This is a genomic window from Acidobacteriota bacterium, from assembly GCA_033549365.1.
Lineage (GTDB): Bacteria > Acidobacteriota > Aminicenantia > Aminicenantales > Saccharicenantaceae > JAWSUF01.
This window is the reverse complement of sequence record JAWSUF010000006.1, coordinates 35,588-62,377: the sequence shown is the minus strand read 5'-3', so window position 1 is coordinate 62,377 and position 26,790 is coordinate 35,588. Positions and strand designations below refer to the sequence as shown.

The 26,790-nt window shown below is 58.8% G+C and carries 25 protein-coding genes; 19 read left to right on the top strand and 6 right to left on the bottom strand.

The features are described 5' to 3' along the window. Nucleotides 1-71 precede the first annotated feature (71 nt). Entirely contained in the window at nucleotides 72-2,450 is a 2,379-nt protein-coding gene (locus SCM96_09970; GenBank protein MDW7760948.1) for a trehalase family glycosidase, read from the bottom strand. 137 nt (nucleotides 2,451-2,587) lie between these two features. Between SCM96_09970 and SCM96_09965 the strand changes: the two genes are divergently transcribed. From SCM96_09965 to SCM96_09945, 5 genes are all read left to right on the top strand, one after another. Further along, nucleotides 2,588-3,718, top strand: coding sequence for a M20 family metallopeptidase (locus SCM96_09965; protein ID MDW7760947.1), 1,131 nt, complete (start codon nucleotides 2,588-2,590; stop codon nucleotides 3,716-3,718). Between the two features lie 85 nt (nucleotides 3,719-3,803). Next, complete coding sequence (locus SCM96_09960; GenBank protein MDW7760946.1) at nucleotides 3,804-4,949, top strand: alanine--glyoxylate aminotransferase family protein; 1,146 nt, start codon at nucleotides 3,804-3,806, stop codon at nucleotides 4,947-4,949. Continuing rightward, on the top strand, nucleotides 4,946-5,848 hold the full coding sequence (locus SCM96_09955) for a hydroxyacid dehydrogenase (GenBank protein MDW7760945.1): 903 nt from the start codon (nucleotides 4,946-4,948) through the stop codon (nucleotides 5,846-5,848). The genes SCM96_09960 and SCM96_09955 overlap by 4 nt, the downstream gene beginning before the upstream one ends. A 56-nt stretch (nucleotides 5,849-5,904) precedes the next feature. Continuing rightward, nucleotides 5,905-7,059 (top strand): cysteine desulfurase family protein, encoded by a 1,155-nt coding sequence (locus SCM96_09950; protein MDW7760944.1) that lies wholly within the window; start codon nucleotides 5,905-5,907, stop codon nucleotides 7,057-7,059. A 14-nt stretch (nucleotides 7,060-7,073) separates the two neighbouring features. Next, nucleotides 7,074-7,865 (top strand): dihydropteroate synthase, encoded by a 792-nt coding sequence (locus SCM96_09945; protein ID MDW7760943.1) that lies wholly within the window; start codon nucleotides 7,074-7,076, stop codon nucleotides 7,863-7,865. A 75-nt stretch (nucleotides 7,866-7,940) separates the two neighbouring features. Here SCM96_09945 and SCM96_09940 read toward each other — a convergent pair whose 3' ends face one another. Beyond that, nucleotides 7,941-8,483, bottom strand: coding sequence for a DUF4416 family protein (locus tag SCM96_09940; protein MDW7760942.1), 543 nt, complete (start codon nucleotides 8,481-8,483; stop codon nucleotides 7,941-7,943). Between the two features lie 334 nt (nucleotides 8,484-8,817). Between SCM96_09940 and asnS the strand changes: the two genes are divergently transcribed. Genes asnS through SCM96_09900 form a run of 8 tightly spaced genes read left to right on the top strand, consistent with a single transcriptional unit; the run spans nucleotide 8,818 to nucleotide 16,137 of the window. After that, complete coding sequence (gene asnS, locus SCM96_09935; protein ID MDW7760941.1) at nucleotides 8,818-10,110, top strand: asparagine--tRNA ligase; 1,293 nt, start codon at nucleotides 8,818-8,820, stop codon at nucleotides 10,108-10,110. 42 nt (nucleotides 10,111-10,152) lie between these two features. Next, nucleotides 10,153-11,478, top strand: coding sequence for a 30S ribosomal protein S12 methylthiotransferase RimO (rimO, locus tag SCM96_09930; protein MDW7760940.1), 1,326 nt, complete (start codon nucleotides 10,153-10,155; stop codon nucleotides 11,476-11,478). Beyond that, nucleotides 11,475-11,924, top strand: coding sequence for a phosphatidylglycerophosphatase A (locus SCM96_09925; GenBank protein MDW7760939.1), 450 nt, complete (start codon nucleotides 11,475-11,477; stop codon nucleotides 11,922-11,924). The genes rimO and SCM96_09925 overlap by 4 nt, the downstream gene beginning before the upstream one ends. Next, nucleotides 11,921-13,216 carry a competence/damage-inducible protein A gene (locus SCM96_09920; protein MDW7760938.1) on the top strand — a complete coding sequence of 432 codons (1,296 nt, stop codon included), beginning with the start codon at nucleotides 11,921-11,923 and terminating at the stop codon, nucleotides 13,214-13,216. The genes SCM96_09925 and SCM96_09920 overlap by 4 nt, the downstream gene beginning before the upstream one ends. Beyond that, nucleotides 13,213-13,770, top strand: a complete 558-nt coding sequence (thpR, locus tag SCM96_09915; protein MDW7760937.1) for an RNA 2',3'-cyclic phosphodiesterase — start codon at nucleotides 13,213-13,215, stop codon at nucleotides 13,768-13,770. The genes SCM96_09920 and thpR overlap by 4 nt, the downstream gene beginning before the upstream one ends. Beyond that, nucleotides 13,767-14,360 (top strand): glycerol-3-phosphate 1-O-acyltransferase PlsY, encoded by a 594-nt coding sequence (gene plsY, locus SCM96_09910; GenBank protein ID MDW7760936.1) that lies wholly within the window; start codon nucleotides 13,767-13,769, stop codon nucleotides 14,358-14,360. The genes thpR and plsY overlap by 4 nt, the downstream gene beginning before the upstream one ends. After that, entirely contained in the window at nucleotides 14,357-15,352 is a 996-nt protein-coding gene (locus tag SCM96_09905) for an NAD(P)H-dependent glycerol-3-phosphate dehydrogenase (GenBank protein MDW7760935.1), read from the top strand. The genes plsY and SCM96_09905 overlap by 4 nt, the downstream gene beginning before the upstream one ends. An 11-nt stretch (nucleotides 15,353-15,363) precedes the next feature. After that, nucleotides 15,364-16,137, top strand: a complete 774-nt coding sequence (locus SCM96_09900; protein MDW7760934.1) for a tetratricopeptide repeat protein — start codon at nucleotides 15,364-15,366, stop codon at nucleotides 16,135-16,137. A 13-nt stretch (nucleotides 16,138-16,150) separates the two neighbouring features. Here the strand turns inward: SCM96_09900 and SCM96_09895 are convergent, their stop codons facing one another. After that, nucleotides 16,151-17,407, bottom strand: a complete 1,257-nt coding sequence (locus SCM96_09895) for an adenosylhomocysteinase (GenBank protein ID MDW7760933.1) — start codon at nucleotides 17,405-17,407, stop codon at nucleotides 16,151-16,153. A 145-nt stretch (nucleotides 17,408-17,552) separates the two neighbouring features. Between SCM96_09895 and SCM96_09890 the strand changes: the two genes are divergently transcribed. Genes SCM96_09890 through ftcD form a run of 3 tightly spaced genes read left to right on the top strand, consistent with a single transcriptional unit; the run spans nucleotide 17,553 to nucleotide 22,041 of the window. Beyond that, a complete protein-coding gene (locus SCM96_09890) occupies nucleotides 17,553-18,890 on the top strand; it encodes a pitrilysin family protein (protein ID MDW7760932.1) in 1,338 nt (445 codons plus the stop codon). Beyond that, the gene (locus SCM96_09885) at nucleotides 18,887-20,353 is read left to right on the top strand and encodes a pitrilysin family protein (GenBank protein MDW7760931.1); all 1,467 of its coding nucleotides are present in this window, start codon (nucleotides 18,887-18,889) and stop codon (nucleotides 20,351-20,353) included. Before SCM96_09890 ends, SCM96_09885 begins: the two co-directional genes overlap by 4 nt. Further along, nucleotides 20,350-22,041 carry a glutamate formimidoyltransferase gene (gene ftcD / locus SCM96_09880; protein ID MDW7760930.1) on the top strand — a complete coding sequence of 564 codons (1,692 nt, stop codon included), beginning with the start codon at nucleotides 20,350-20,352 and terminating at the stop codon, nucleotides 22,039-22,041. The genes SCM96_09885 and ftcD overlap by 4 nt, the downstream gene beginning before the upstream one ends. On the opposite strand, the gene SCM96_09875 is transcribed toward ftcD, so the two are convergent. Genes SCM96_09875 through SCM96_09865 form a run of 3 tightly spaced genes read right to left on the bottom strand, consistent with a single transcriptional unit; the run spans nucleotide 22,031 to nucleotide 24,533 of the window. After that, nucleotides 22,031-22,834 (bottom strand): metal ABC transporter permease, encoded by an 804-nt coding sequence (locus SCM96_09875; protein MDW7760929.1) that lies wholly within the window; start codon nucleotides 22,832-22,834, stop codon nucleotides 22,031-22,033. The two genes, ftcD and SCM96_09875, sit on opposite strands and share 11 nt — an antisense overlap. A 12-nt stretch (nucleotides 22,835-22,846) precedes the next feature. After that, nucleotides 22,847-23,614: a metal ABC transporter ATP-binding protein gene (locus tag SCM96_09870; GenBank protein ID MDW7760928.1), complete on the bottom strand. Its 768-nt coding sequence runs from the start codon at nucleotides 23,612-23,614 to the stop codon at nucleotides 22,847-22,849. Next, nucleotides 23,595-24,533: a zinc ABC transporter substrate-binding protein gene (locus SCM96_09865; protein ID MDW7760927.1), complete on the bottom strand. Its 939-nt coding sequence runs from the start codon at nucleotides 24,531-24,533 to the stop codon at nucleotides 23,595-23,597. Before SCM96_09865 ends, SCM96_09870 begins: the two co-directional genes overlap by 20 nt. Before the next feature lie 99 nt (nucleotides 24,534-24,632). On the opposite strand from SCM96_09865, the gene SCM96_09860 reads away from it, so the two are divergent. The 3 genes from SCM96_09860 (at nucleotide 24,633) to SCM96_09850 (ending at nucleotide 26,784) form a co-directional block, all read left to right on the top strand. Beyond that, on the top strand, nucleotides 24,633-26,087 hold the full coding sequence (locus SCM96_09860; protein MDW7760926.1) for an aminoacyl-histidine dipeptidase: 1,455 nt from the start codon (nucleotides 24,633-24,635) through the stop codon (nucleotides 26,085-26,087). An 89-nt stretch (nucleotides 26,088-26,176) separates the two neighbouring features. Then, nucleotides 26,177-26,560 carry a RidA family protein gene (locus tag SCM96_09855; GenBank protein MDW7760925.1) on the top strand — a complete coding sequence of 128 codons (384 nt, stop codon included), beginning with the start codon at nucleotides 26,177-26,179 and terminating at the stop codon, nucleotides 26,558-26,560. A 5-nt stretch (nucleotides 26,561-26,565) separates the two neighbouring features. Next, the gene (locus tag SCM96_09850; protein MDW7760924.1) at nucleotides 26,566-26,784 is read left to right on the top strand and encodes a zinc ribbon domain-containing protein; all 219 of its coding nucleotides are present in this window, start codon (nucleotides 26,566-26,568) and stop codon (nucleotides 26,782-26,784) included. Nucleotides 26,785-26,790: the final 6 nt, after the last annotated feature.

The window sequence follows — 26,790 nt, the reverse complement described above, 5'->3', positions numbered from 1 at the left end:
CTTGTCGTTTCGTGGCTATCGCGATTTCACCTTCCGGAATATATAGCGCGTTTTCATGGCTTAAGGCAACCCTATTCGTCTTTTTCGAGAAGCAGAATGTCTACGGCATGATCTCCGCGGGGAACCCGGAATCGAACCGATCGACCCCGGAAAATCTCCAATTCACTGCCGTCGACGAGGATCTGGTATTTGCCCCTTCCGGGAAGAGACAGGCGGATGCGGATGTCGCTCAGGGATTTGACGGAAAAAGAGACTTCCCGCTCATCATAGAGAAATCTTCGAAAAACCGCCGGGCCGTTGGCGTTCAGAATTTCCCGGCCCTCCTCACGAAGAAGGGTTCGGGATCTTGACACATCCACCTGATAGTGGCGTCCCTGGACCGCGATTCGGGTCAGGCGTCCGGTTTTTTGGGGCTCCAGAATCCCGAACCGGAAGCCTTCCCACGGAGTGAAGTCGAGATATTCCTCGATGGCCATAAGAGCCAGAAGGGCTGCTCCGCTGCGGTGACGCCGGCCGCCCGCTTCTCCGGTCAGGGAGTCGAAATATTCCGGAGCGATTTGGAAACTGTCCCAGGCCCTGAGCAGGAGGGCCGAGCTTTTTGCGGCGAATTCCGAGGCGACGGCGTCGAAACCGTAAGCTTTGAGACCTTGATAGACAAGATAGTTGGTCATGGGTTGAATCGCTCCCCGCCAGGGCTGTTGATCGTCGGGCTTGAATGCCGGGTTGTCCCGGGACAGGGTCGGCAGGGCGTAATCCCCCCAAAACTTTTTCGGATCCAGAAGATGACGGAGAAGACGCAGGGCCCGGCGTTCGTCGGGAATGCGGGCCAGGAGAGGATAGAAGTTCGAGGCGGCCTGGGCGGCCGAGAAACGCCCGTCCCAATGACGGTCGAAGTAAAAACCCTCTTTTTCGTTCCACATATGCGTGTTGATCAACTCCCTGAGGGCTTCATATTCGGCCAGGTAACGTTCGTAATCCCGGGGTTTGTCGAGTTGACTGGCGATCTGAGCCAGGCACCAGGCGTCCAGGGCATAGAGACAATTAAGGTCCAGGCTGTTCATGGTCAGTGTCCCGGTGCTTTCGTTGAAAGACGCCTCATCCCAGTTGGCCAGATTGTCTTGTCCGGATTCCAACATCGCCCGGCGCTTTCCGGACAGCTGTTTCTCGATATCCGGAGCCGTCCGCGGGACATTTTCCAAATCCGCTCCCCACTCGAGAAGTCCGTCCCGGTTTCCGTCCCGGCGCGGCCCCAGGGCTCCCGGACGGGGTGATTTCCAGAAAGCGTGCCATTTTTCGAGCCGGGGATAGGCGTATTCCAAAAACTCCCGGTCCCCCAGCTTCTGGAAGAGCTTGAGGACGACAAAGGATCCGAGGGGCGGTTGAGATCGGTCGGGCGTGCCGCTGCCGGCGTCCTGCCGGCTGGGGATCATACCGTTGGGATATTGGGTATCAAGCAAACTCCGGACGGTGTCCAGCGCATGGCGGGAGCTTTCCACGGAAAGAGTCAGAGCGTTGAGGAACCCGTCATGATTTGCCAGGCCGTCCGTTTCCGACATCAGTCGTTCCCTGTCCCAAAACCCATCTCTGCCGCAAGGAGCATGAAGACCGCCTCCCCGTTCGGTTTGGTAGAGAACGGACCAGAAAACCGTATGAGTCGCGGCGGCCGCGACTCCCTGGTGAAGCCCTTCGACGGTCACGCGCTTTCGGGCATAAGCGCCCTCCTCTTCGGCCAGAAGCGTGTCGATCGTTCTTCTGTTCTTGTAGCGATAGGACCGGTTGGATACGGCGTCGTCGCTGTCGCCGACTCCCGCCACGAAATAGATGTCCTGCCGTTTTTCAATGGGAAAAGACAGGGACAGGGTCGACTTGTCCTTATCGACCGCCGCCCGGCCCAAACTGTCGGTCCAGAGCTGATAGATTCGCGGTTCCGTGGGTCCGGCGCTTCGGCCTCTCACCCGCCCGTCGGGCAGAATCCCGTATTCCCCGGAAAAATGCCAGGGGAAATAATGTTCCAGAGACACCGTGATGCCGGCCGGACAGCGAAGTCGACCCACAATGGTGTTCTCATCCCGCCGGCTCCATTCCAGGATCAGGGCTGTTTCCGCAGATGAGGGTTTGATAAGGATCGGGGTGTCCCGGCCCATATCGAAAGGAAGCCCCGTGTCCAAACGGATACGGCTGTATTGACCGTCCGGAGAATGAGGTCCGACTTCGGAGACGAGGTAAAACAGATCCCGTTTTTCGACCGAACGGCCGGATTTCTCCAGTTTGATTCCAAAAGCGAAACCGGAATCATTGTCCGTGACAAAGGCCAGGCCGGCCCAAGCCTCGGGATCCAGGGCTCCGATCCGAACGCTTTGCCAGGGATAAAAGACTTCGCCCGGCGCTCCGATCCTGACGATCAGAAGGATTGCGGCCGCAACGGCACATAGCGCCGGGATCTTCTTCATGATTCCTCATCCCTTATGAGGGGATTGAATTTTATATTAAGAAAATGTTCGTCGGATTGCAACCCGGCAGGGCGGCGGGATGATTTTCGGAACGTCCTGTGTTAGAGTAGAAATCGAAAACGGAGAGGAGGAGGTTCATGGATTTCCATCTCTACTTCAAGTCCCGCCAGGGAGACATGGTTCACATCCTGAAAAAAATGGTGGCGCTGGAATCCCCCACCGGCGATAAAAAGGCCGTGGACGCATGTTCCGCCTTCGCTGTGAAAGAACTTAAAAGATGCGGCGGGCGCGGCGTCTCTTATCCTCAGAAACACATCGGCGACCTCCATCTGATCGAGTTTGCGGGCGCGACGGCCCGGAAGGACAAGAAACCTCTCCTCGTCCTGACACATATCGACACGGTCTGGCCCGTCGGAAAATCCGCCCGCATGCCGTTTTATATTTCCGGCGACAAGATCCACGGGCCCGGCGTTCTGGACATGAAAGCCGGGTTGGTCATGGCCGTCTCCGCTCTCGGGGCTCTGCGCAATCTCAATCTGAGTCCATCCCAAACCATTTGGATTCTCATCAACTCCGCCGAGGAAACCGGGGACCCCGACGCCCATGCCGTGATTCGAAAACTGGCCCGTAAGGCCTCGGCCGTACTTTGCCTTGAGCCTGCCGTTCCCGGCGGCGCATTGAAAATGGAACGGAAAGGCCGTCTTGTGGCCCGGCTCGATGTCCAGGGGCGAACCGCCCACGCCGGATCTCCGGAAAAAGGCATCAACGCCGTCGAAGAGCTGATGCATCAACTTTTCCGGCTCAGAAAACTGCGGACTCAGGGGACAACGATGAACATCGGCTGTGCCGGTGGTGGGGATAAAGCCAACATCGTGGCCGGAGAAGCTTGGGCCGTGCTCGATTTCCGATTCTGGAAAACCCGGGACAAGGAGCGGATCGTCGAGACCCTGAAAAACCTCCGCCCCGTTCTCCGTCGTTCGAAAACCAAGGTTTCCTTCGAAAGCACAACCCCGCCCATGGAAAAAACTCCCGGATCCCTCGCTCTTCTCAAGCGGGCACGAAAGATCGCCGGCGAAATCGGCCTGACGCTCAAGGCCGGCAAGTCGGGAGGCGGTTCGGATGCCTCGATCGCCGCCGAGCTCGGCCTTCCCACTCTGGACGGTCTCGGACCGGACGGAGACGGCATCCATGCCGAACACGAACACCTGCTTCTGTCCTCGCTCGTCGAGCGGACCGCCCTGCTGACCGAGCTATTTCTTAAACTTTAGGGGTTTTCCCCCGAAGGCTGTTGAAAATGACGGGGTTTCCGATTATGATGGATTTGTCCTTCAATATTCGCCAAGGAGGCTTCATATGATTAAAAAATACTACCTTCTCTCTCCCGGGCCCACTCCTGTTCCGGACCGCGCCCTATCGGCCGCGGCCGAGCCCATCATCCACCACAGAACGCCGGAATTCTCGGCTCTCTTTATGGAAGTGACCGAGGGCATCCAGTACGTCTTCGGCACGAAAGAGGACGTCTATGTTCTGACATCCTCCGGTTCCGGGGCCATGGAAACGGCGGTCATCAACCTCCTCAGTCCCGGAGACAAAGCCATCTCCATCAGCGGCGGAAAATTCGGCGAGCGCTGGGGCAACATCTGCCGCGCCTTCGGCGTCGACGTCCATGAGATCGTCCTCGAATGGGGGAGCGATTTCACCAAGGATCAGCTTGCCGCCGAACTCAAAGCTCATCCCGGCGTCAAGGCCGTTTTCAGCTCTCTATCGGAAACCTCCTCCGGAGCCGTGTTCGATATTCAGGGATATGGCGAGGTCGTGTCCGGAACGGATGCCGTCCTTGTCGTCGACGGTATTTCCGGAACCGGAGCCACGCCCTGTCCGATGGACGAGTGGAAGGTCGATGTCATGGTTTCCGGCTCCCAGAAGTCCTTCATGATTCCGCCCGGGCTGGCCTATATCGCCTTCAGCAAGAAAGCCTGGAAGTTTGTGGAAACCTCGAAGCTCCCCAAGTTCTACTTCGACATTAAGAAATACCGCAAGAATCTGGAAAAGAAAACCACGCCCTGGACTCCGGCCATTTCCCTGATCATCCAGCAGAAACACGCCCTGGACATCATCAAGGGCATGGGGCTGGACCAGCTCTTCGCCCATCACCGTCTTTTGGGAGACGCCACCCGGGCCGGGATTCAAGCCCTCGGCTTGGAACTTCTGTCGGAGAAACCGGGGAATATCCTCACGGCCGTCAAGGTTCCGGACGGCGTCGACGGCGTCAAGCTCGTCAAGGTCATGCAGTCCAAGTATATGGCCTATATCGCCGGGGCTCAGGATCCCAACAAAGGAAAGTTCTTCAGGATCGCCCATCTCGGCTACATGGGCGGATTCGATGTCGTGACGGCCCTTTCCGCCCTGGAAATGACGTTGGACGACCTCGGATACAAGGTGGAATACGGCGCCTCGGCCAGGGCCGCACAGACCGTTCTCAAGGAGGGTTGGCAATGACTCGCATTCTGATCGCCGATTCGCTCGACAAGGAAGCTCTGGCCAATCTCCAGGCCGTTCCCGGTTTCGAAGTCGTGGTCAAGACGGGCATGGATGAAGCCGAACTCGTGCGCACCATCCCCGGTTTTCATGCCGCGGTCGTCCGAAGCGCAACCCGGATCACCAAGCCGGTCATCGACGCCGCCGACTCGCTCAAATTGATCGTCCGGGCCGGAATCGGACTCGATAACATCGATGTCGCCGCGGCCAAGGCCAAAGGCATCGCCGTCGCCAATACGCCCGCCGCCACATCCATCACGGTGGCCGAGCACACGTTCGGTCTGATGCTGGGCGCCGTCCGGCACCACGGTCCGGCCAATTTTTCCATGAAGCAGCACAAATGGGAGAAGAAGGCCTTTTCGGGAACCGAGCTCTACGGAAAGACCCTGGGGATCATCGGCTGCGGACGCATCGGCCTGGAAGTCGCCCGGCGCGCCCTGGCCTTCGGCATGACCGTCCTGGCCTTTGACGTGATCGAGATCAAAACCGATCTCGCCGTCGAGCAGGTGCCTCTGGACGACGTGTTGGCTCGGGCCGATCTCCTCACCCTTCATGTGCCCAAACTGAAACAGCCCCTGATCGGGGAAGCCGAGTTCAACAAAATGAAAGATGGCGTCATCGTCGTCAATGTGGCCCGGGGCGGCGTCGTGGACGAAAAAGCGCTTCTGGAGGCGCTGAACTCCGGAAAAGTCCGGGCCGCGGCCCTGGACGTTTTTGAAAAGGAACCGCCGGAAGACTTCACCCTCATCGATCATCCCCGGGTTACGGCCGTGCCCCATATCGGAGCGGCTGCGGCGGAGGGTCAGAAAAGGGCCGGTCTGGAGGTTGCTTCGATCATCATCCGGGAGCTCGGCGGATAAAGAGATCGACATTTCAGAGCCGGCGCTGAGCCGCCGGCGGCAAAAACGGAGTTGCCATGGTTTACCTGGACAATAATGCGACGACACCCGTGGACCCGGCTGTTGCCGAGGTCATGTCCCATTTCCTCAGGGACCATTTCGGCAATCCCTCGTCCCTGTATCCGATCGGACGCGCCGTAAGAGACAGGATCACGGAAGCCCGGGAACGCATCGCCCGTTATATCGGCGCCCAAAGATCGGAGATCGTCTTCACGGGTTCGGGAACAGAGTCCGACAACGCCGCGATCTTTGGGATCGTCAACGCCCGGCCGGAAAAAAATGCCGTTGTCGTTTCGGCCAGTGAACATCCGGCCGTTTTGGAAGCGGCCCGGTACCTGGAAAAGAAAGGTCTGGATGTCTCCTATGTGCCGGTGGACGCCGCCGGAACGGTCGACCTGGATTTTCTGCGGGATTCCCTGACGCCGCGCACGGCCCTTGTCTCGATCATGCATGCCAACAACGAAATCGGCACGATTCAGCCGCTCGAAGAAATTGTGAAAATCGCCCATGACAAAGACATCCCGGTGCACACCGATGCCGTGCAGACCTTCGGCAAAATGGATGTCGACGTCGAGAAGCTGAGCGTCGATCTTCTGACGATCTCGGCCCATAAAGTCTACGGACCGAAAGGCGTCGGCGCATTGTTTGTCCGCAAAGGCACCGTCATCCATCCCTATCTCCACGGCGGACATCAGGAACGCGGCATGAGAGCCGGGACGGAAAATACGGCCGGAATCATCGGTTTCGGCGAAGCCGTCCGTCTTCTCGAAGACAGAGGCCGGAAAGACCGTTCCCGGCTGGAAAAATTGGCCGAGACCCTGAAAAAGGGAATTGAATCGGGGATTCCGAATGTCCGTTTCAACGGCCATCCGGAGCGTCGGATCAAAAGCACGCTGAATTTCGCCTTTCCCGGCCTCGAATCTGAAGCCATTCTTCTGGCCCTGGCTACCAAGGACATCTGCGTCTCCACGGGGTCGGCCTGCAGCGAAGACTCCGAAGAGGCGTCCCACGTTCTTATGGCCATCGGACTCAAACCGGAGATCGCCCGGTCCTGCATCCGCATCTCGCTCGGCCGTTTCACGACCGAAGAGGACGTCGCGGCCATGCTTCGGGAATTGCCGGAAATCGTGGCCAAGTTCCGGAGCATTTCCTCCTTCAGCGCGGACGATTGAATGAAGAGGCGCCCGTGATCATTATCGGGGAAAGGCTCAATTCCACCCGGAGTTCCGTACGCAAGGCTTTCGAGAGCCGGGACCGGACCTTCTTCGAATCGACGGCCGGAGATCAGGTGCGGGCGGGCGCATCCTACATCGACCTCAATGCCGCAGCGCTCATTGAGACGGAAGTCGAAGCCATGGCCTGGGCCGTGCCCTTGGTTCAGGCGGCCGCAGACGTTCCTCTGGCCATCGACAGCCCCAACCCCGAGGCCCTGGAAGCCGGGCTCAAAGCCCATCGCGGACGGGCCGTTCTCAACTCGTTGACCGGAGAATCCCGCCGGCTGCAGGCGGTTTTGCCTCTCGTCCGGGAATACCGGCCGCTCGTCATTGTTCTTTCTCTCGATGACGGCGGTCTCCCCGATTCCCCTGAAGCCGCGTTGGCGGCGGCCGGGCGGACCATCGAAGTCTTGGCCGCGAACGGCTGCGGCGCCGGAGATATTCTGGTCGATCCTCTGGTCAGGCCCGTCGGAGCGGATCCGGCGGCCGGAAAGCTTTTTCTCGACAGTTTAGCTTTGATTAAAAAACACCTCCCGGAAGTCCGGACGATCGCAGGATTGAGCAACGTGTCCTTCGGTCTCCCCCACCGCCGTCTTGTCAACAGGACCCTTCTCATTCTTGCCGCTCAGGCGGGGTTGGACGCCGTGATCTGCGATCCTCTCGATAGAGATCTCATGGCGTCTCTGGCCGCGGGACAAGCCCTGCTCGGGCGGGATCCCGATCTCGCGGGCTATCTGAAAGCGGCCCGGCGCCTTCCCAAGTGATCCGCGTCTGGATTTCCGCGAATAGACACGTGCAGAGTTCCGCTCGGAGTCCTGAGCTCCCGGCGAAACTCGCCTCTAAAGTTCCGGAGCGCGAATCCGGTTCAGGTAGCGCTTCCTCGCTTCCTGGAAGAACGCGTGGTGGTCGGGCCGGCGGAAATCCGGATAGGTCCAGTCCAGCGTCCGGATGCCGTGTTTTCCGAAAAGGAATTCGAGGTGGGCATAAATGCCCTTGTCGAGAGGGATGCGGTGGGCGAAATTCTTGGCCGTGGCCATGATCAAGGCCGCGGATGTGAGATATCCGGGATCGATGTTGACCGGACGGCGGGATCCCCCGCTATTATCCCTCAGAGCTTCCTCCAGAGCGTTTGTTCTGATCTTGATCCCGCTCAAATCCTGGGGCGCGATCAGTCTATCGAAGGAAAGGAATTTCCGTCGCAACCCGGTTCCCATTTCTTCGGCATAGTATTCGGTGAGATCAAACGGGATCGCCGGGCCGGTCAGGTCGACGGCGTCGAAGGACTCGACGAGCCCGTCTTCCGCCCTCCGGAAAAGAACATCATCCCCCGAGATGATTCCGCAGATGAGCAAAACCGGCTGAAACGGTTGGGGAACGGCCATGGATTTCACCTTAATCCATCCCCTTCAAAAACTCAAGCGGCGCTTCGTCGGAATGGTGAGATCGACTCGCCCGTAGGGTGAAAACGTTTTTTTCACGTACGACCCCGGCTCCGGGGCTGTGCGCGGGACGGGATTGCCGCAGCGATGAGGAGCGGACTGCGCAGGCGTAGTTGAGCTACGTCGAGCAGGCCGCGACGAAATCGATGTGGTGATATCGGCCCGCCTGAAAGGGAAAAAACGCACTAAGGAAAAGAAGCAAGAGCCTGCGTTTTTTCCGCACAGTTCCGGATTTGGGGTTGTGTGCGGGTTGAGCTTACCGTATAATCTGAAAATCATGAAGTGGGTTTATATCGAGGATTTGGCCGGGGCGGTCGACCAGGACGTCGAAATCCGGGGCTGGCTCTACAACAAACGGTCGAGCGGCAAGGTCCGCTTTCTGGTCATCCGGGACGGAACCGGAATCGTCCAGGCTACGGTTTTCGGGCGGGAGAAAGATCACCCTCTCTTCGCCGCCTTCGACACCCTGACTCAGGAATCCTCGCTCATCGCCCGGGGCCGCGTCCGGGCCGAATCGCGTGCACCGGGGGGATATGAAATCGCCCTTGAGGAGATCGAGATTCTTCAGGTCGCCAAGGATTATCCCATCACTCCCAAGGAACACAGCACGCCGTTTCTGATGGAACACCGCCACCTCTGGCTCAGGTCCCAGAAACAGCATGCCGTTCTTCAGGTCCGAACCGAGGTCATCCGGGCCATCCGGGACTTTTTCGACGGCCGCGGTTTCCGGTTGATGGACACTCCCATCCTGACGCCCAGCGCCTGTGAGGGGACGACCACCCTCTTTGAAACCCAGTACTTCGACCAGAAGGCTTACCTCAGTCAGAGCGGACAGCTCTACAACGAGGCGACGGCCATGGCCTTCGGCAAGGTCTACTGTTTCGGCCCCACCTTCCGGGCCGAAAAATCCAAGACGCGCCGCCATCTCATCGAATTCTGGATGGTCGAACCCGAGGTCGCCTTTGCGACACTTCAGGATGTCATCACTCTCGGCGAAGATCTCGTGATGTTCATTCTCAAACGTGTTCTCGAAAAAAGACGCGGCGATCTCGAGACTCTGGAACGCGACTGCGCCCCTCTGGAGAAAATCGCCCGGCCGTTCCCCCGTCTCACCTACGATGAGGCTCTGCCCATGCTGCAGGCCCGGGGCTCGGCCATCGAATGGGGCGGCGATTTCGGCGCTCCCGAAGAAACCCTGATTTCCCAGATCTACGACTCCCCCGTCTGTGTCACCCACTTTCCTTCCCAAATCAAGGCCTTTTATATGCAGCCCGATGCCGAGAGGCCCGAACTGGCGCTGGGCGTGGATTTTCTGGCTTCCGAGGGATACGGCGAAATCATCGGCGGAGGGCAACGCATTCACGACCATGAACTCCTGGAACAGAGGATCCGGGAACACGATCTGCCGCAGGCGGCTTATGAATGGTACCTGGATCTCAGAAAATACGGCTCAGTTCCCCATGGGGGGTTCGGTCTGGGGGTTGAAAGGACCGTGGCCTGGCTTTGCGGTATCCGGCACATCCGGGAAACCATTCCCTTTCCCCGGCTTCTCTACCGGATTTATCCTTGAGAGGGAGGTCCCGGGATATTCATTGGCCTCGGGATCGGAACCATGAATCGTAAAACGGCCGCACTGATCAGTCTGGGCTGCGCGAAGAATCTCGTGGACAGCGAGGTCATGCTGGGAATCCTGAAGACATCCGGCTACGATCCGGTTCCCAGCCCCGACGAGGCCGACGTCATCATCGTCAACACCTGTGGTTTCATTCAGCCCGCCCGGGAGGAAAGTCTGTCCGTCCTGCGGAAGGCGGCCGCTCTGAAAGCGGCCGATGCCGGAAAGCGACTCGTGGTCGCCGGGTGTTATGTGCGGAAGGACGGCGAAGCCTTGAAGCGCCGGTTTCCCGAAGTCGACGCCTGGCTGGATGTCGGGGATTATGCCAAAATCGCGGCGGCGGCCGCCGGACGTCCCTTCCGATCGTGCGACAGGGCGTTTCTTTACAATCATACGACTCCCCGGTTGATCTCGACACCTCGCTCCTGGGCCTACCTCAAGATCTCCGAAGGCTGTCTCCGGCGGTGCGGTTTCTGCACCATTCCCATCATCAAGGGGCCCCTCCGGTCCCGAACCGAGGCCTCCATCGTACGTGAAGCCGAAAATCTTGTGTCGTCCGGCGTCAGGGAAATCGTCCTGGTTTCCCATGATACGACATCTTTTGGGATGGATCGCGGCGGAAAGAGAAAACTTCCCGGTTTGTTGAAATCCCTTCTTTCCATCAGGAAATTGGCCTGGATCCGCATCCTTTATGGATATCCCGAAGGTGTGACGGATGAGCTCCTGGACATGTTCAAAGACCCCCGGATCTGCTCTTACCTCGATCTCCCGTTTCAACATGCCGATCCGGCCGTCGTCCGCAGCATGGGCCGGACGATGGACGCCGCCCGAGCCGTGGCCCTGATCGAAAAAATCCGCAGCCGGGTTCCCGGTGTGGCCTTGCGGACGAGCCTCATCGTCGGCTATCCTGGGGAGGGATCCCGGGAGTTCCGGAAGCTCAAAATGTTTGTCAAAGAAGCCCGTTTCGATCATCTGGGGGTTTTCCCCTATTCTCCGGAACCCGGAACCGCGGCTTTCCGCCTGGGCGATCCGGTGTCTTCCGCGGCGAAGACGGGACGGCGGGCTTCGCTGATGCGGCTCCAGACGGAAATTTCCTTCGAACGCAACCGCGCGCGTATCGGTTCGACGGAAGCCGTCCTGGTAGAAGGTGTTTCCCGGGAAGCGCCGGATCTTTCGATCGGAAGAGGCCGTTTTCAAGCCCCGGAGGTGGACGGGGTCATTTTCATCAAGACGGGACGAGGCGGCACAAGCAGGAAAAACCCCATCGTCAATGTCCGGATCGAAGCCGCCGATGTTTATGATCTCACCGGAAGGCCGGCATCATGAAAACCTTGTGGGCGATTCCGGCGACGGTTTTCGGCATCGGCCGTTTTCCCGTCGCGCCCGGAACCCTGGCCAGCCTCCTGACGGTTCTTCTTTATCATGTCTGCCTCAGCCGCCTTGGTGTTCCGTATCTGCTTCTGATCATCACTGCGGTTTTCGCCGTCGGCGTCATCTCGGCCGGCGCCTATGCCCGTTCCATCGGCCGGAGCGACCCCCGCCCTGTCGTCATCGACGAGGTCTGCGGTCAATTGGCCGCTTTGACGGCGGTTCCTTCGGAATGGTTTCCCCTCGCCCTGGCTTTTCTCCTATTCCGGATTCTTGATATTTTCAAGCCGTTTCCCATCGGAAAGCTGGAGTCTCTTCCCGGGGGTTGGGGTATTATGGCCGACGACATGGCCGCCGGAATCCTCGCCGCCCTCTGTGTTCATGGAGCCCTGCGTCTGTTATGAAAAAAGCGAGAGCGCCCCGGATCGAAGTGATCGCCGTCGGCAGCGAACTTCTGACGGATCGCTTCCAGGATACCAACTCGCTTTATCTCAGCCGCCGGTTGGCCGATTGGGGATTGCGCCTGTCCTTTAAAACCGTTGTCGGCGACGAAGCGGAAGATCTCGGGATGGCTATCCGCTCGTCTCTCCGGCGGGCCGATCTGATCCTGATCATGGGCGGGTTGGGTCCAACGGAGGATGACCGCACCCGGGAAACGCTGGCCGGTTGTCTCAAGCGTCGAATGATCTTTCGTCCGGAAATCCTGAAAAACATCGAAGCACGTTTTCGGAAGCGCCGGCTTCCCATGCCGCCGTCGAACCGGAAACAGGCTTATCTTCTCCAGGGTGCTGAAATCCTGCCCAATCCCCACGGAACAGCCCCCGGACAGTGGATCCGGCAGGGACGGAAAATGATCGCTCTTCTTCCGGGACCGCCGCGCGAGCTCATCCCGATGTTTGAAGACCATATCCTCCCCCGCTTGGAGGAGGCCAAGCAGGGATGCCTCATCCGCCGGGTTTTGAAAGCGGCCGGGCTCGGCGAGTCGACCATGGAAGAACGTCTCCGCGACGTCTATCCCGCCGTTCCCCCGAACATGATTCTGACCACCCTGGCGGCTCCCGGCGACATCGAAATTCAATTGTCCATGGCCTCCCGGGATAACGACATCGAAGCAGTCTCCGCCATGGACAGAGTGACGGAAATGATCGAATCCCGGCTCGGATCCTGCGTCTATGCCCGGGACAATATCCGGCTCGAAAGTGCCGTGGCGCAACTGTTCAGTCTATCGGGATTGACTCTGGCTTGTGCTGAATCGTGCACGGGAGGTCTGATCGGCCACAGGCTGACGGATGTTCCCGGGAGTTCGGCGTTTTTCCTGGAAAGCGTTGTCAGCTACGCCAATACCTCGAAAATCCGGAGACTCGGCGTTCCCCGCGCGGTCATTGAAAAATACGGCGCCGTCAGCCGGCCGGTTGCCGAGGCCATGGCGGAGGGAATCCGAAAGACATCGGGGGCCGATATCGGTTTGGCCGTCACCGGCATCGCCGGACCCTCGGGAGGAACGCTCCGGAAACCTGTCGGCCTGGTTTTCATCGCCCTCGCCGATGAAGGAAAGGTTGACGTTGTCCGAAATGTTTTCCCCGGAAACAGAAACCAGATCAAGGCCCAGGCCTCCCAAAAAGCTCTGGACATTCTCCGCCTCCACCTCCAAAAAATCCTGCGGCGGACAAGCCTCGGGCAAGGACGAACAGCTTGAGAGCTTTCGTTGCCATCGCCATTGACAGCGAAATCAAGGCCTCTCTTATTGATTTCGTCGGCAGGCTGAGGAGCCGGGGGGAAGGCGTCGGTTGGCTTCGTCCGAATGCCGTGCACCTGACCCTGAAATTCCTGGGGGAGGTTTCGGACGACCGGGCCCTCGCAGCCGGCCGATGCCTGGAAGAGATCGCTTCGCGCCATGGGACATTTCCTCTTTCCGTGAAAGGGACGGGCGTTTTTCCCCCGGGCGCATCCCGGCCCCGGATCCTCTGGGCGGAAATCGATCCGTCGCCCTCTCTGATGCGTTTTCAGGAGGATGTCGAGTCGACCCTGGAAAAAGCCGGTTTCCCTCGCGAAGCCAAGGCTTTTCATCCCCATCTCACTCTGGGCCGAGTCAGAAAACCTGCCGGGCTCGGCCGGATTCTCGAGCTCTTGAAAGAGCACCGGGACAGCGAATTCGGCGTCATGACGGCCGAGACGGTCACCCTTTTTGAAAGCCGTCTCCACCCGTCGGGCGCTCAATATGCGGTGCTCAGGGAGGTCCGTCTGCCATGACGATTCTTTATCTTATCGCCGCTTATCTTGCCGGGGCCTTCCCGACGGGGTATCTTCTCTATCGATGGACGGAGAAACAGGACATCCGCAAAACGGGCAGCGGAAACACCGGTTTCACGAATATGCTCCGCATGAAAGGCTGGCGTTGGGCGGTTCCCGTTCTGCTGATCGATGTCGCGAAAGGTTTTTTGCCGCCGTTTCTGATTTTTCGTCTCGAGGGAGACCTGACTTGGGCGGCGGCGGCGGGTCTTTTCGCCGTTGTCGGACACATGTTTCCGGTCTATATCGGGTTTTGCGGCGGCAAAGGCGTGGCCACGGCCATGGGCGTTTTCGCCGCACTGGCTTTGGGTCCCGCAGCCTTGTGTCTGCTGGCCTTTTTGATCCTCGTCGCGTCGACACGCGTTGTCTCCCTGGGATCCATGATCGGTGTGTCCTTGTTCCCTCTGGTCAATCTGATTCTCGGCGGGGCTTCAGCGACCATTATCGCCGGAGCCGCCGTTGCGATCCTCGTCGTTTTCAAACATCGGGATAATATCGGACGTCTTCTCCGCGGGGAGGAGCGGCGTCTGGGAAGGACGAAACCGCTGTGAAAGCCGGAGTCATCGGTGGAGGAAGCTGGGGGTCGGCTTTCGCCCGTTATCTCGGCGGCCTGGGCCTTCCAGTCCGGCTCTGGATCCGAGAAGAGGATGTCTTCGGCGAAGTTCTGGCGTCGCGGGAAAACCGAAGATTTCTGCCGGGGTTCCGCTTTTCCGAAAACGTGTCATTCACCCGGGACCCGGCCGACGCCGCCTCTTTCGGCGATGTCGTCTTCTTTGCCGTGCCCGCCCAATTCAGCCGGAGCGTCATGCGCCGGGCCGTGCCGGGAATTTCGAGCCGTCAGACGCTGATCAGCCTGACCAAGGGAATCGAGGAACGTTCCCTGAAACGCATGACCGAAATCATGGCCGAAACGATCGGCCCGTATGCCGATCCGGCAACGGCCGTTCTTTCGGGTCCGAGTTTCGCCCGGGAAGTCGCCTTGGGTCATCCGACTGCGGTCGTCCTGGCCTGTCAAAACCGGAAAAAAGCCCTGAGGATCCAGGCCCTTCTTTCCGGAATCCGGCTGAGGGTCTACGTGTCCCGGGATGTCGCCGGCGTCGAGATCGCCGGCGCCGTGAAAAATGTGATCGCCATTGCGGCGGGAATCAGCGACGGCCTCGAGTTCGGACACAATTCCCGGGCCGCGCTCATCACGCGGGGCATTGTGGAAATGAAGCGCCTCGGGGTCGCCCTCGGCGGATGTCCGGAGACCTTTGCCGGGCTGGCGGGGATCGGAGATCTGGTCCTGACCTGCACCGGAGACCTCAGCCGCAACAAGTTCGTCGGCATGGAAATCGGCCGCGGCCGTCCCGTCGGCGATATCCTGGCCGGCATGGCCATGGTCGCGGAGGGAGTCCGGACGACCCGCTCCATAAGACGACTGGCCGCAAAAGCCGGAGTGGAAATGCCGATCTGTGAACAGGTTGACCGGGTTCTCTACCGGCGGAAATCCGCCCGCCGGGCCCTTGTTGACTTGATGTCGCGTTCGTTGAAAAATGAATGAAGGAGGAACTCATGATGCCGCTCAGAACCGCTTTGATTCCCATCGTTTGCCTGAGCCTGGCCCTGTGCGCCTCGTCTCCCCAGAAAACCGAGAGGGCGCGTCAAAAGGATCCTCAATATCAATACAATGTCGGCCTGTTTCATCTCAACAACAACGATCTGGATGAAGCCGTCAAGTCTCTGAACAGGTGCCTCGCCCTCAATCCCCGCTTCCATCTTGCCTGGAACGCCATGGGTCTGGCTAACTCCATGAAGGGGGATTTCGAGAGATCCATCAAGGATTTCCAGAAAGCCCTGGAAATCAATCCGCGTTTTACGGAGGCCCGCAACAATCTCGGCACGATCTATCAGGAAATGGGCCGCCTCGACGAAGCCGAGACGGAATTCCGCAAAGCCATCCTCGACTCCGCCTATGAATCGCGTGAACTCCCCTTCTACAACCTGGCGCGTCTTCATTTTACGCGGGAACAATACGATCAGGCCTTTGAAAACATCCAGTCCGCGCTCCAGATCCAACCCCGATTTGCCCTGGCCCACAACCTGAAGGGCCTCATTCTCGAAAAAAGGAACAATCTTTCCGAAGCCATTGCGTCATATGAACAGGCGGTCAAAATCGTCCCCGACGACCTGATGTTCAACTTGAACCTCGGGGAAGCTTATTTCAACAACCGCCGGTGGGAAAAAGCCCGTGAGATTTTTGAGAAAATCATCTCGCGGGTGACCGATCTGGAAACCCAGGAAAAGCTCAGTGCCTATCTGAAGGCCATCCGGGACCGGCGGGATTGAGCCTCGGCCCGGCTCAGGTGCCTTCCTTCCAATCGGCCAGGTAACGTTTCTGTTCCGGCGTCAAGCGGTCGATCCGCATCCCCATGGAGGAAAGCTTCAGCCGCGCGATTTCGCGGTCGATCGATTCCGGCACGGGATACACGGTGTTTTCCAGCGACCGGCTCTTTTCGGCAAGGTACAAAACGCTGAGGGCCTGATTGGCGAAACTCATGTCCATGACCATGGCCGGGTGCCCTTCGGCGGCGGCCAGATTGATGAGACGCCCTTCGCCCAGAAGATAGATCCGCTTTCCGTTTTTCAGTCGGTATTCATCAACGAACTCGCGGATGGGACGCTTTGCGGCGGCGGCCTTCGCCAGCGAAGGGATGTCGATTTCGACATTGAAATGTCCGGAATTGGCGACGATGGCGCCGTCCTTCATTTTCAGGAAATGCTCGCGGCGGATCACGCCCTTGTTCCCGGTGACGGTCACGAACACGTCGCCGATCTTCGCGGCATCGGCCATGGGCATGACGGTGAAACCGTCCATCACGGCCTCGATGGCCTTGACGGGATCGATTTCGCAAACAATGACCCGGGCCCCCGCTCCGGCGGCTCTCATGGCCAGACCTTTCCCGCACCAGCCGTAGCCGGCGACGACAAAGCTCAGCCCGGCCAAAAGGATGTTGGTCGCCCGGAGGATGCCGTCGAGGGTGCTTTGCCCCGTTCCGTAACGGTTGTCGAAAAAATGCTTGGTCTGGGCGTCGTTGACGGCGATGATGGGATAAGCGAGAACTTTTTCCCGGGCCATGCTTTTCAGACGAATGACACCGGTCGTTGTTTCCTCGGTTCCTCCGATAATGCCGGACTGAAGAGTCTTTCGGCTGGAATGCAATATCGAAACGAGGTCAGCCCCGTCGTCCATGGTGATATGCGGTCCGTGATCGAGGGATTGGTTGATATGCTTGTAGTAGGTGGCGTTGTCCTCGCCTTTGACGGCGAAAACCGGGATCCGGGTGTTGCGGACGAGGGAAGCGGCGACATCGTCCTGCGTGCTCAGGGGGTTTGAGGCCGTAAGCCGGACATCCGCTCCGCCGGTTTTGAGAACCTCCATCAAGCGGCCCGTTTCGGAAGTGACATGCAGACAGGCCGAGATTTTCAAGCCGCGCAGGGGCTTGTCCTTGGCGAATTTTTCCTGAATCCGCCGGAGCACGGGCATCGAGCGGCCCGCCCATTCCATACGGAGCTTGCCCTTGGGGGCCAGTTTCAAGTCCTTGACATCGTAGTCCATCTTGTCGTTGTCTCCTTTGAGGCGATGATCAGCGGAATAGCCTTCATTGATAGCACATTTCAGGGGGCCAATGCAACGCGCATTTGATATTTCGATTTTCCTTGTGATATTGTTTGTGTTCCGCAACTCGAACGGAAAACCTTGAATGCACAGAACATGGAGACTTCAAGCGGCGGCGATCCTTCTCGGTCTGACCGCCGCGTTAGCCCCGGCCGCGCAGGTCCGGCCCCAAAGTGCGCCGGCCTTTCCGGTTGAACGTTATCAGCTGCGGAACGGCTTGGAGGTCATTCTGGCCGAGGATGATTCTCTGCCTCTGGTTTCGGTCGTCGTCGCCTATCGTGTCGGCTCCATTCATGATGCGCCCGGCAAGTCGGGGTTGGCCTATCTCATGGGTAACCTCATGTTCCAGGGCTCGGAAAATATCAGCCCGATGCAGCACATTCATTACATCGAAAAGATCGGCGGCGAATTCAATGCGATGACCGCTTATGACCGCACGATGTTCTTTCAGACGGCGCCCTCCCAGCACCTGGCTCTTCTGCTCTGGCTGGAATCCGACCGGATGTTGTCCCTTTCCCTGTCTCCGGCTTCTGTGGAAAGATCCCGGGAAGCGCTGATCGAAGAAAACCGACAGAGACTGGGCGGCGATCCCCATCTTTCCGGCGCCCAGGTCTTTGACCGGATGCTGTATGGGGATTATGCGCGGGCCCACCCGCTGTCCGGGACGAATGAGGATTTGAATCGGATCACTTACCAGGATGTGACGGCCTTTCACAGGACTTTCTATGTTCCCAACAATGCCGTGATCTGCATTTCGGGAGATTTCCGGGCCGCCAAGGCGCGCGAACTGGTGGCGCGCTATTTCGAAACCATCCCGCGAGGTCTTCGCGGCCCGACACCGCCCCCTCCCCCCTATGAAGCCGCAGCCGCGTCTCAGACATTGACGGAGACTCTGGCCTCGACGCCGGGATTTCATATGGGTTTTCGTTTTTCCGCTCTCCAGCCGGGGGATATCCACACGTTGGGGATCATCGACTATCTGCTTCTTCAGGGCCGGGGGTCGCGCCTTTTCAGGCGCCTCGTCCGCAGGGACAGGCTGGTCCTTTATCTCTCAGGCGGCTTGGAGGAAAGGGCCGGTGTTCACGCTTACCGGATTTTCGCCCTGGTCAACAACGAGGTCATGGCCGAGCGCAGCCAGAAAACCATTACCGGAGAGATCAACCGTTTGAAAACGAGTCTGGTTTCGGAAACCGAACTTCAGCGGGCGAAAAACATGTTCCGGGCCGATTATCTGGGGCGGACATCGACAAGTCTGGACAAGGCGATTTATCTGGTGGAACATTTTCTTGACGGCGGGACGTTCTCTTCTCCGGACGATGACCTGAACCAATACATGAGGGTCACACCTTCCATGATCATCAGCGCCGCCAACAGGCACTTTTTGACGGAAAAAACCGTTCTTTTGAATATCAGGATTCGATGATGCGTTCCCAGCCCTTCGTGAAAACCGCCGCGGCATGCCTGTTCTTCATCCTGTTGATCGGGGGCACCGACGCCGCCGGTCAGGAGCGATTCCGTAAATCCCCTCCGGCACCCGAACCGCTGCCCGAACTTCGCCTGCCTCCGATCGAACGTCACACCCTGTCCAACGGTCTTCAGCTTGCGGTCGTCCCACGCCCGCGCAGCTCGTTTATGCACCTGCGCCTCATCATTCAGGCCGGAGAAGTCGACTCCCCCGAAAACCGCCCCGGTGTCGCCGCTTTGACGGCGGCTCTTTTGAACAGGGGGACGGCTGCGCTCTCCGCAGCCGACATCGAGGAGCGCATTGAGGGGCTCGGTGCGGTTTTTCAGGCTTCCGCGCATATGGATTATTCGTCCTTTTCCATGACATTTCTCGAAGAGCACCTTGACGACGCCCTGGAATTGTTGAAAACACTGCTTCTTCAGGCGTCGTTTTCCGCCCGGGAGGTGGAGTCGGCCAAGAAGGCCATGTATTACGAGCTCGTGGAAAAAAGCCGGGACCCCGAATTTGTCGCCAACCGCCATATGTTCCGTCTTCTCTTCGAAGACCATCCCTATGCCAAAATCGCCTATTCTGAGGATGCCCTGACCGCGATCGGCCAAAAGGATATCGCGGCGTTTTTCGAGAACTTTTACAAGCCCAACAATGCCATTCTTGTTTTGACCGGAAATTTGAATCTCGGCCTGGCCTCACGCAAAGTCAGCCATCATCTCAACACCTGGGCATCCCGCAAAATTGAAAGAGACTTCATTCCGCCTCCGCCGCCGAACAAAAAACTCCGTGTGGCTTTCATCGATGTCCCCCGGTCGCGGGATGCCGTGATTTCCACCGCGAACGTCATCATGCCGCCGACGGGCGCCGATCTCTTCCCGTTTCTGGTCCTCAATCATGTTCTGGGCGGAACGACGGGAAGCCGCCTGTTTCTGAATCTCCGCGAAACCAATCAATACGCCTACTACGCCTTCAGCGAAACGGAATTTTTCAGGACCTGCGGTGTCTTCAGAACCCGGGCCCGCATCATCCCGGATGCGGCATCGCCGGCCTTGCGGGAAATCCTGCAGGAACTTCAGGCCGCGGTCGACGAAACCGTCACGCCCTTCGATATCGAACAGGCCAAAGCATTTCTCATCGGGAATTTTCCCCTCCGCATCGAGTCCCTGGAAAACGTCTCCCGCCGGGCCGCTCTCATGGCCCTTTTCAATCTCGGCGAGGACCATTGGAACCGTTACTACGACGGAATGAGGCGGGTGAACCTGAACGCCGTCCGCGACGTCGCCCGGAATTATCTCCAACTTCCGCCGATCGCCGTGATCGCCGGAAGCCGGGATAGGATCGTGGACACCCTGAGAAACTTCGAGGTTGTGCAGATCTATGACGCCAAGGGCACTCTCAGATCCACCATTGTCAAAGGAGTCGAAAAATGAAACTTGTCGAATGCGTTCCCAATTTCAGCGAAGGTCGCGATTCCGCCAAGATCCAGGCCATTGTCCGCGAGATTGAAGCCACTGCGGGAGTCAAGCTTCTTGACGTCGATCCGGGTGAAGCCACGAATCGGACGGTCGTAACCTTCGTCGGCACTCCGGAGAGCGCCGGAGAGGCCGCATTCCGGGCCGTCCGCAAAGCCGCCGAGATCCTCGACATGAGAACACATAAAGGCGCTCACAGTCGCATCGGCGCGACCGATGTCTGTCCTTTTGTCCCGGTGACGGGTGTCGAGATGTCGGACTGCGTCCGTTTGGCTGAAGAACTCGGCGCCCGCGTGGCCTCCGAATTGGATATCCCCGTCTATCTCTACGAAGAAGCCGCCCGGCGGCCGGAACGCAGAAACCTGGCCTCCATCCGGGCCGGCGAATACGAAGGGTTAGCGGAAAAACTCGGACGGACCGATTGGGCTCCGGATTTCGGCCGTCCCGTTTTCAATCCGAAAAGCGGGGCGACGGTCATCGGCGCCCGGGAGTTTCTCATCGCCTACAACATCAATCTCAATACGCGGGAGCGGCGCCTGGCCCAGGAGATCGCCTTGAATATCCGTGAGGGAGGCCGGGCCAAACGCGACAAGGACGGCCGCATCATCCGGAAGGCCGATGGAACCGCGGTGAAGATCCCCGGCAAGTTTCAGGCCGTCAAGGCCGTCGGCTGGTATATCGACGATTACGGGATCGCTCAAGTCTCGATCAATTTCACGAATTATAAAATCACGCCGCCCCATATCGTTTTTGATGACGTGGTGCGGGAGGCGGAAAAGCTCGGCCTTCGCGTGACCGGAAGCGAACTCGTCGGCCTCATTCCCAAGGACGCGCTCCTTGGAGCCGGCCGTTATTACCTGGAGAAACAGGGAAAAAGTCCCGGAGTTCCGGAAGATGAGCTGATTCGAACGGCCGTTCTTTCTCTCGGGCTTTCGGACCTCAGCCCTTTCGAGCCGGATAAGAAAATTATCGAGAATTGGTTCCGGGACCAGGGACCCGCCCTGAAAGACATGACGTTGAAGGAATTCGCGAATGAGCTGTCCATGGACTCCCCCGCCCCGGGCGGAGGCAGCGCGGCCGCCCTTTGCGGCGTGCTTTCCGGGGCATTGTCCGCCATGGTGGCCAATCTCACCTACGGCAAGAAGGAGTATCTTTCCGTTCTCGACGACATGAAAACCGTTTCCCTGAAGTCACAGGATCTCAAGGACCGCATGCTCAAGGCCGTGGATGACGATACCCGGGCTTTCAACAAGGTCATGGAGGCCGTCAAGCTGCCCAAAGGCTCCGCCGAGCAGGCTGAAGAGCGGGACCGAGCCGTCGAGGAAGCCACGCGTGAAGCCACGGAGGTTCCCCTGCGCGTCCTGGAGATGGCCGTGGAGCTTCTGAAATTGGCGGCCGTCGCGGCGGACAAAGGAAACAGGAATTCTCTCAGCGACGCGGGGGTTGCGGGCCTTGCGGCCCAGACAGCGGCCGTAGGCGCCTATTACAACGTCCGCATCAACCTGCCCCAGATCCAAGACGAAAAGTTCCGGCGAAAAACGGTCCGCCGGGCCGCCACTCTGAAACGGAAGGCCTTGCGCATGGGTGCGACGCTTCAACGACGCATGGAAAAGGATCTCGAGCCCAAGCCCGATCTCACTTCCTGATTTTTCCGAGAATCAGGAGTCCGATAAAAACCGCGAAGGAGATCAGAACGATGGCCGCTGAAGCGGGGATATTGAATTCCAGGGCGGCCGCCATTCCCGCGGCGATGGAGACGACGGCCGCGGCCGCGGAGACGGCCATGGCCATCCGGAAATTTCGGGCGACCTGAAGCCCGCCGGCCGCCGGAATGACCAGCAGTGCGGCGACAAGCATGATCCCGACCACCTTCATTCCCAGAACGATCGTCACGGCCGTGAGAACGGTGAGTAGAGTCTCCAGCCTCTGAACCTTGACGCCCGCAGCCTGAGCGGATTCCCTGTCGAATGTCATATAGAGAAGCCGGGAGTAATTGAGCAGCAGGGCCGCGAGCACGCCTCCCGCCAGTCCCACGGACAGCCAGACTTCGAAATGCGTGACGGCCAGAATTTCGCCGAAAAGATAACCCATGAGATCGACATTGAAATTCCGGGCCAGGGAAACAAGCAGAATTCCCGCCGCAAGTCCCACGCTGCTGAAAATGCCGATGGCCGTGTCGCCGTGCAGGCCGGCTACGGACTTGATTTTCATGATGATCAAAGCGGTCAGCACGCAGACGGCCAGGGCCGCCGCCAAAGGAGGGAGGCTGAGAAACAGACCGACGGCGACGCCGGCAAAGGCCAGATGGGACAATCCATGTCCGACCATGGCATCCTTGCGGAGCACCAGAAACAGCCCCAGCAGGGCACAGGCCAGACCGATGAAGATTCCGGCCAGAAGCGCCCGCTGAAGAAACCCGTACTCGAAAAACGCCTCCATCGTCACATCCTTTTAATGCTCGTGGGCGACAAGATGATGCCCCCCCTTGAGAAACTGGCCGAGCGTTTCCGAACGGCAGAACTCCTCGTGTGTGCCGTGGTAAACAAGAGTCCGGTTCAAGCAGGCCACGGTATTGACATGTTTGTTGACGATTCCGATGTCGTGAGTCACAATGACGATGGTCAAATTCTCCGACTTGTTGAGATCGCCGAGCGTTTCGTAGAAATGGGTCTGGGTCCCGGCGTCCACGCCTCCGGTCGGCTCGTCCAGAAAAAGGATGTCGGGCCGCGTGACAAGAGCCCGGGCGATAAAAACCCTTTGCTGTTGTCCTCCCGACATGTCTCCGATCCTCCGGCCGGCAAAATCGGCCATACCTACCCGGTCCAAGGCCTCCCGGACGGCTCCGGACCGGACGCCGGCGATCCGGCCGACGGTTCCGGCCGTCGATTTCAAGGCCATATCCACGACCTCCGCGGCTGAAGCGGGAAAATAAGTATCGATGTGGGTGGCTTTCTGAGGGACATATCCGATGCGGCCTCTGTCCTTCAAAGATTCGATGGGCCGGCCCATGACGAGGACGCGGCCCGAGTCCGGCTTCAGGAGCCCCAGAATGAGTTTGATCAGGGTTGTCTTGCCGGAGCCGTTGGGGCCGAGGACGGCGAGAAAATGGCCCCGTAGAACATCCAGATGGATGTCCTCAAGAACGGGAAACGAAGAGTAAGAAAACGAGACGTCTTGTACGGAGACAAGGATGTCCGATTCAGCGGCAGTCGAGTCCATCCGCAAGAGTCCTGAGATTGTCTTCCATCAAAGTTAGAAACGTTGCGCCTTGGGATATCTGGCTTCGGGTGAGGGCGGCACCCGGGTTCAAAAACAGAAGCTTGGCGCCGGTTTCCCGCGACAGGGTTTCGGCCAGGGCGCCGGAAACCGCGGTTTCCGTGAAGACGGCGGAGACGCCGCGCTTTCTGACGAACTCGACGATTTCAATCATCTTTTTCGGGGTGGCTTGAGCATCCGGGCTGAGCCCGTAGAGCGACACCTGTTCCAATCCGTATCTCCGGGCCAGGTAACCGAAAGCCGCATGGCCGGCGACCACCAGAAGGCGTTGCCGGCAGGAGGCCAGTGTCTCAACATATCGCTCGTCAAGATTCCGAAGCTTCCGGATGTATGTTTCGGCATTGGACGAAAAAACGCCGGCGTCGGCAGGAGAGAGAGCCGACAATTCCCGGGCCAGGGCTTCCACAATCCGGACATCCAGATCCAGGTCGAGCCAGACATGAGGATCATATCTCTCTCCATGTCCGTGATCATGGCCATGGCCGTGGTCGTCGTGATCATGATCCGCCCGGATCAGCGGCAGGCCCCGGGCGGCTTCGAAGACCCGGAGGTTTTTTGCAATCGAGCCGGCTGTGAGATCCCGAACCCAGGGTTCGAGGTCGCGGCCGACGGAGACGAGGAGATCGCTTTTGGAAAGATTCAGCAGGTCGCCGGGTTTGGGACGCCAGACATGAATATCCGCCCCGGGAGGGAGAAGGAGATGAACCTCGGCCCGGTCTCCGGCCACGACGGAGGCGAACTCGTACAGCGGAAAAATCGTCGCCGTAATTTTGAGTTCGGCGGCGGCGAGTCCCTGAATCAGAAACCCTGATGCCAGAAGGATCCCGGCGGCCGTTTGTTTCCGGAGAGGGAGTTTTCTCATGACGGCATTATAATTCAAGACCCGTATTGAATCCATGTGTTTTTTGTGGCATGATGATTCAGGCCCTTCGGCCTGAAAAATCCGCGAAAGGAGTTGTTCATGACGACGCGTCTGAACGATCTGAAACCCTCCCATTTATGGAAACATTTCGAAAAGATTCTGGAGATTCCTCACTGCTCCGGTAACGAAAAAAAACTTGGAGATTACGTCCTCTCCGTTGCGGCCGCCCACAATTTATCCGCCCGCCGGGACAAGGTGGGCAACATCGTCGTCGAGAAAAAAGCGTCGCCCGGTTACGAAAATGCCGAGGGCGTGATTCTCCAGGGCCACCTGGATATGGTGGGTGAGAAAAATTCGGACACGGTTCACGACTTCGCCAAAGACCCGATCCGGGCTTATGTCGAGGGCGAATGGGTCAAGGCCGAAGGCACAACGCTAGGCGCCGACAACGGCATCGGACTGGCCGCCGCCCTGGCCGTCATGGAATCCGACGACCTGAAGCACCCTCCGCTCGAGTTCCTCTTTACGGTGGATGAAGAGACCGGATTGACCGGGGCGACCCGTATCAAAAAAGGATGGTTGAAGGGCAAGAAGCTGTTCAATCTGGACAGTGAAGACGAAGGCGTTTTCACCATCGGCTGCGCCGGCGGAGCGGACACCGAGATTTTCCTGCCGATCAAAAGAAAAAGTGCGGCGTCCCGGGATGTTCACCGGCTCAAGCTGACGGGGTTCCGGGGCGGGCACTCCGGGCTCGACATCAATCAGGGCCGCGGGAACGCCATCAAGCTTCTGGCCCGGATGCTGGGTTTGGCCCTTCTGGAGTTCCGTTTCGAAATCGTATCTTTCGAAGCCGGAAGCAAGCGCAACGCCATCGCCCGCGAAGCCTGGGCTGATTTGAAGATCCCTCCCGCCCAGCTCAAAAAGCTGACGGCATTTTTCAAGAAGACGTTTGCCGATATTCAAACGGAATACAAGGCCGTGGAAACCGAAGCCGCCTGGTCTTTGAAGAAGAATCCGGATATCCGGGAGGCTCCCCTGACCTCGGAATCCCAGTCGGCCCTGGTGCACCTTCTGCTGGCTCTTCCCCACGGGGTTCTGGCCATGCATCCCGAAATGAAGGATCTCGTCGAGACATCGACGAACCTGGCCATCGTCAGGACAACGAAGTCGCGCATCCAGATTGTCTGCAGCTCGAGAAGCTCCATCGCATCCGCTCTGGCCGCCGCCCGTTTGACCATACGGGCGGCCTGTGAGCTGGCCGGCGCCAAGACCCATCAGCCTGACGGCTACCCCGGCTGGATGCCCAAACTCGACTCTCCCCTGTTGAAGACTCTTCGTGAGGTTTATGCCAAGACTTTCGGAAAGCAAGCCGGCGTCGCCGCCGTGCATGCCGGTCTGGAGTGCGGGATCATCGGCGAAAAGCATCCCGGCATGGACATGATTTCCTTCGGCCCCACCATGCGCAATCCGCACTCCCCGGACGAAAAGGTCCACATCCGGTCGGTGGAAAAATTCTGGAAGTTCATCGTTGAAGCGTTGGCGGCGCTGAAATAGGCATGGAAAGACGAAAAGTTTTTTTCGCCCTGGGATTTCTGGGGGTTCTGGCCGCCGGAATTTTTCCCAAGACGACAAGGAGCCAAGATATGAAACAGGCCATCCAAACGGACAAGGCGCCGAAAGCCATCGGACCCTATTCTCAAGGCGTCGCGGCCGGCGGATTTCTCTTTTGTTCGGGACAAATCCCCATCGATCCGGCCACGGGAGACCTCAACACCGGGAGCATCGAGGACCAGACGCGTCTTGTTCTTCAAAATCTGGGCGCCGTTCTCCAGGCTTCGGGCGTGTCTTTCTCCGAGGTCGTGAAGGCGACGGTTTTTCTCGAAGACATGAATGATTTCACCCGCATGAACGCCGTTTACGGCGAATTCTTCAAGCCGCCCTACCCCGCCCGGGCCGCCGTCCAGGTCGCACGCCTGCCGCGCGACGTCAAAGTTGAAATCGAGGCGATTGCGGTTCTCAAGTCCTGACGCTGATGCCGATTTATGAGTTTCTCTGCCGAAGCTGCGGGACGCTTTTTGAACGCATTGTCTCCCTGAACGGAGTTCACGGGGTATCGTGCTCGGAATGCGGCTCGGCGGACGTCGAAAAAAAGCCCTCGACGTTCGGCATCGGGGGCGGAGGCGGCCGCATCAAGGCCGCCTCAAGCAGCTGTTCGTCCTGCTCATCCCATTCCTGCTCGACCTGCCGCTGAACGCTC

What these genes read in the sequence shown, in the direction of transcription:
- SCM96_09885 (MDW7760931.1), top strand. Translation starts at nt 18,887, where the DNA reads ATGATGCGTTCCCAGCCCTTCGTGAAAACCGCCGCGGCATGCCTGTTC.
- SCM96_09940 (MDW7760942.1), bottom strand. Translation starts at nt 8,483, where the DNA reads ATGGCCGTTCCCCAACCGTTTCAGCCGGTTTTGCTCATCTGCGGAATC.
- asnS (MDW7760941.1), top strand. Translation starts at nt 8,818, where the DNA reads ATGAAGTGGGTTTATATCGAGGATTTGGCCGGGGCGGTCGACCAGGAC.
- SCM96_09925 (MDW7760939.1), top strand. Translation starts at nt 11,475, where the DNA reads ATGAAAACCTTGTGGGCGATTCCGGCGACGGTTTTCGGCATCGGCCGT.
- SCM96_09895 (MDW7760933.1), bottom strand. Translation starts at nt 17,407, where the DNA reads ATGGACTACGATGTCAAGGACTTGAAACTGGCCCCCAAGGGCAAGCTC.
- SCM96_09900 (MDW7760934.1), top strand. Translation starts at nt 15,364, where the DNA reads ATGATGCCGCTCAGAACCGCTTTGATTCCCATCGTTTGCCTGAGCCTG.
- SCM96_09970 (MDW7760948.1), bottom strand. Translation starts at nt 2,450, where the DNA reads ATGAAGAAGATCCCGGCGCTATGTGCCGTTGCGGCCGCAATCCTTCTG.
- SCM96_09860 (MDW7760926.1), top strand. Translation starts at nt 24,633, where the DNA reads ATGACGACGCGTCTGAACGATCTGAAACCCTCCCATTTATGGAAACAT.
- SCM96_09950 (MDW7760944.1), top strand. Translation starts at nt 5,905, where the DNA reads ATGGTTTACCTGGACAATAATGCGACGACACCCGTGGACCCGGCTGTT.
- rimO (MDW7760940.1), top strand. Translation starts at nt 10,153, where the DNA reads ATGAATCGTAAAACGGCCGCACTGATCAGTCTGGGCTGCGCGAAGAAT.
- SCM96_09865 (MDW7760927.1), bottom strand. Translation starts at nt 24,533, where the DNA reads ATGAGAAAACTCCCTCTCCGGAAACAAACGGCCGCCGGGATCCTTCTG.
- SCM96_09855 (MDW7760925.1), top strand. Translation starts at nt 26,177, where the DNA reads ATGAAACAGGCCATCCAAACGGACAAGGCGCCGAAAGCCATCGGACCC.
- SCM96_09955 (MDW7760945.1), top strand. Translation starts at nt 4,946, where the DNA reads ATGACTCGCATTCTGATCGCCGATTCGCTCGACAAGGAAGCTCTGGCC.
- SCM96_09960 (MDW7760946.1), top strand. Translation starts at nt 3,804, where the DNA reads ATGATTAAAAAATACTACCTTCTCTCTCCCGGGCCCACTCCTGTTCCG.
- SCM96_09870 (MDW7760928.1), bottom strand. Translation starts at nt 23,614, where the DNA reads ATGGACTCGACTGCCGCTGAATCGGACATCCTTGTCTCCGTACAAGAC.
- SCM96_09875 (MDW7760929.1), bottom strand. Translation starts at nt 22,834, where the DNA reads ATGGAGGCGTTTTTCGAGTACGGGTTTCTTCAGCGGGCGCTTCTGGCC.
- SCM96_09850 (MDW7760924.1), top strand. Translation starts at nt 26,566, where the DNA reads ATGCCGATTTATGAGTTTCTCTGCCGAAGCTGCGGGACGCTTTTTGAA.
- ftcD (MDW7760930.1), top strand. Translation starts at nt 20,350, where the DNA reads ATGAAACTTGTCGAATGCGTTCCCAATTTCAGCGAAGGTCGCGATTCC.
- plsY (MDW7760936.1), top strand. Translation starts at nt 13,767, where the DNA reads ATGACGATTCTTTATCTTATCGCCGCTTATCTTGCCGGGGCCTTCCCG.
- SCM96_09965 (MDW7760947.1), top strand. Translation starts at nt 2,588, where the DNA reads ATGGATTTCCATCTCTACTTCAAGTCCCGCCAGGGAGACATGGTTCAC.
- SCM96_09890 (MDW7760932.1), top strand. Translation starts at nt 17,553, where the DNA reads ATGCACAGAACATGGAGACTTCAAGCGGCGGCGATCCTTCTCGGTCTG.
- SCM96_09920 (MDW7760938.1), top strand. Translation starts at nt 11,921, where the DNA reads ATGAAAAAAGCGAGAGCGCCCCGGATCGAAGTGATCGCCGTCGGCAGC.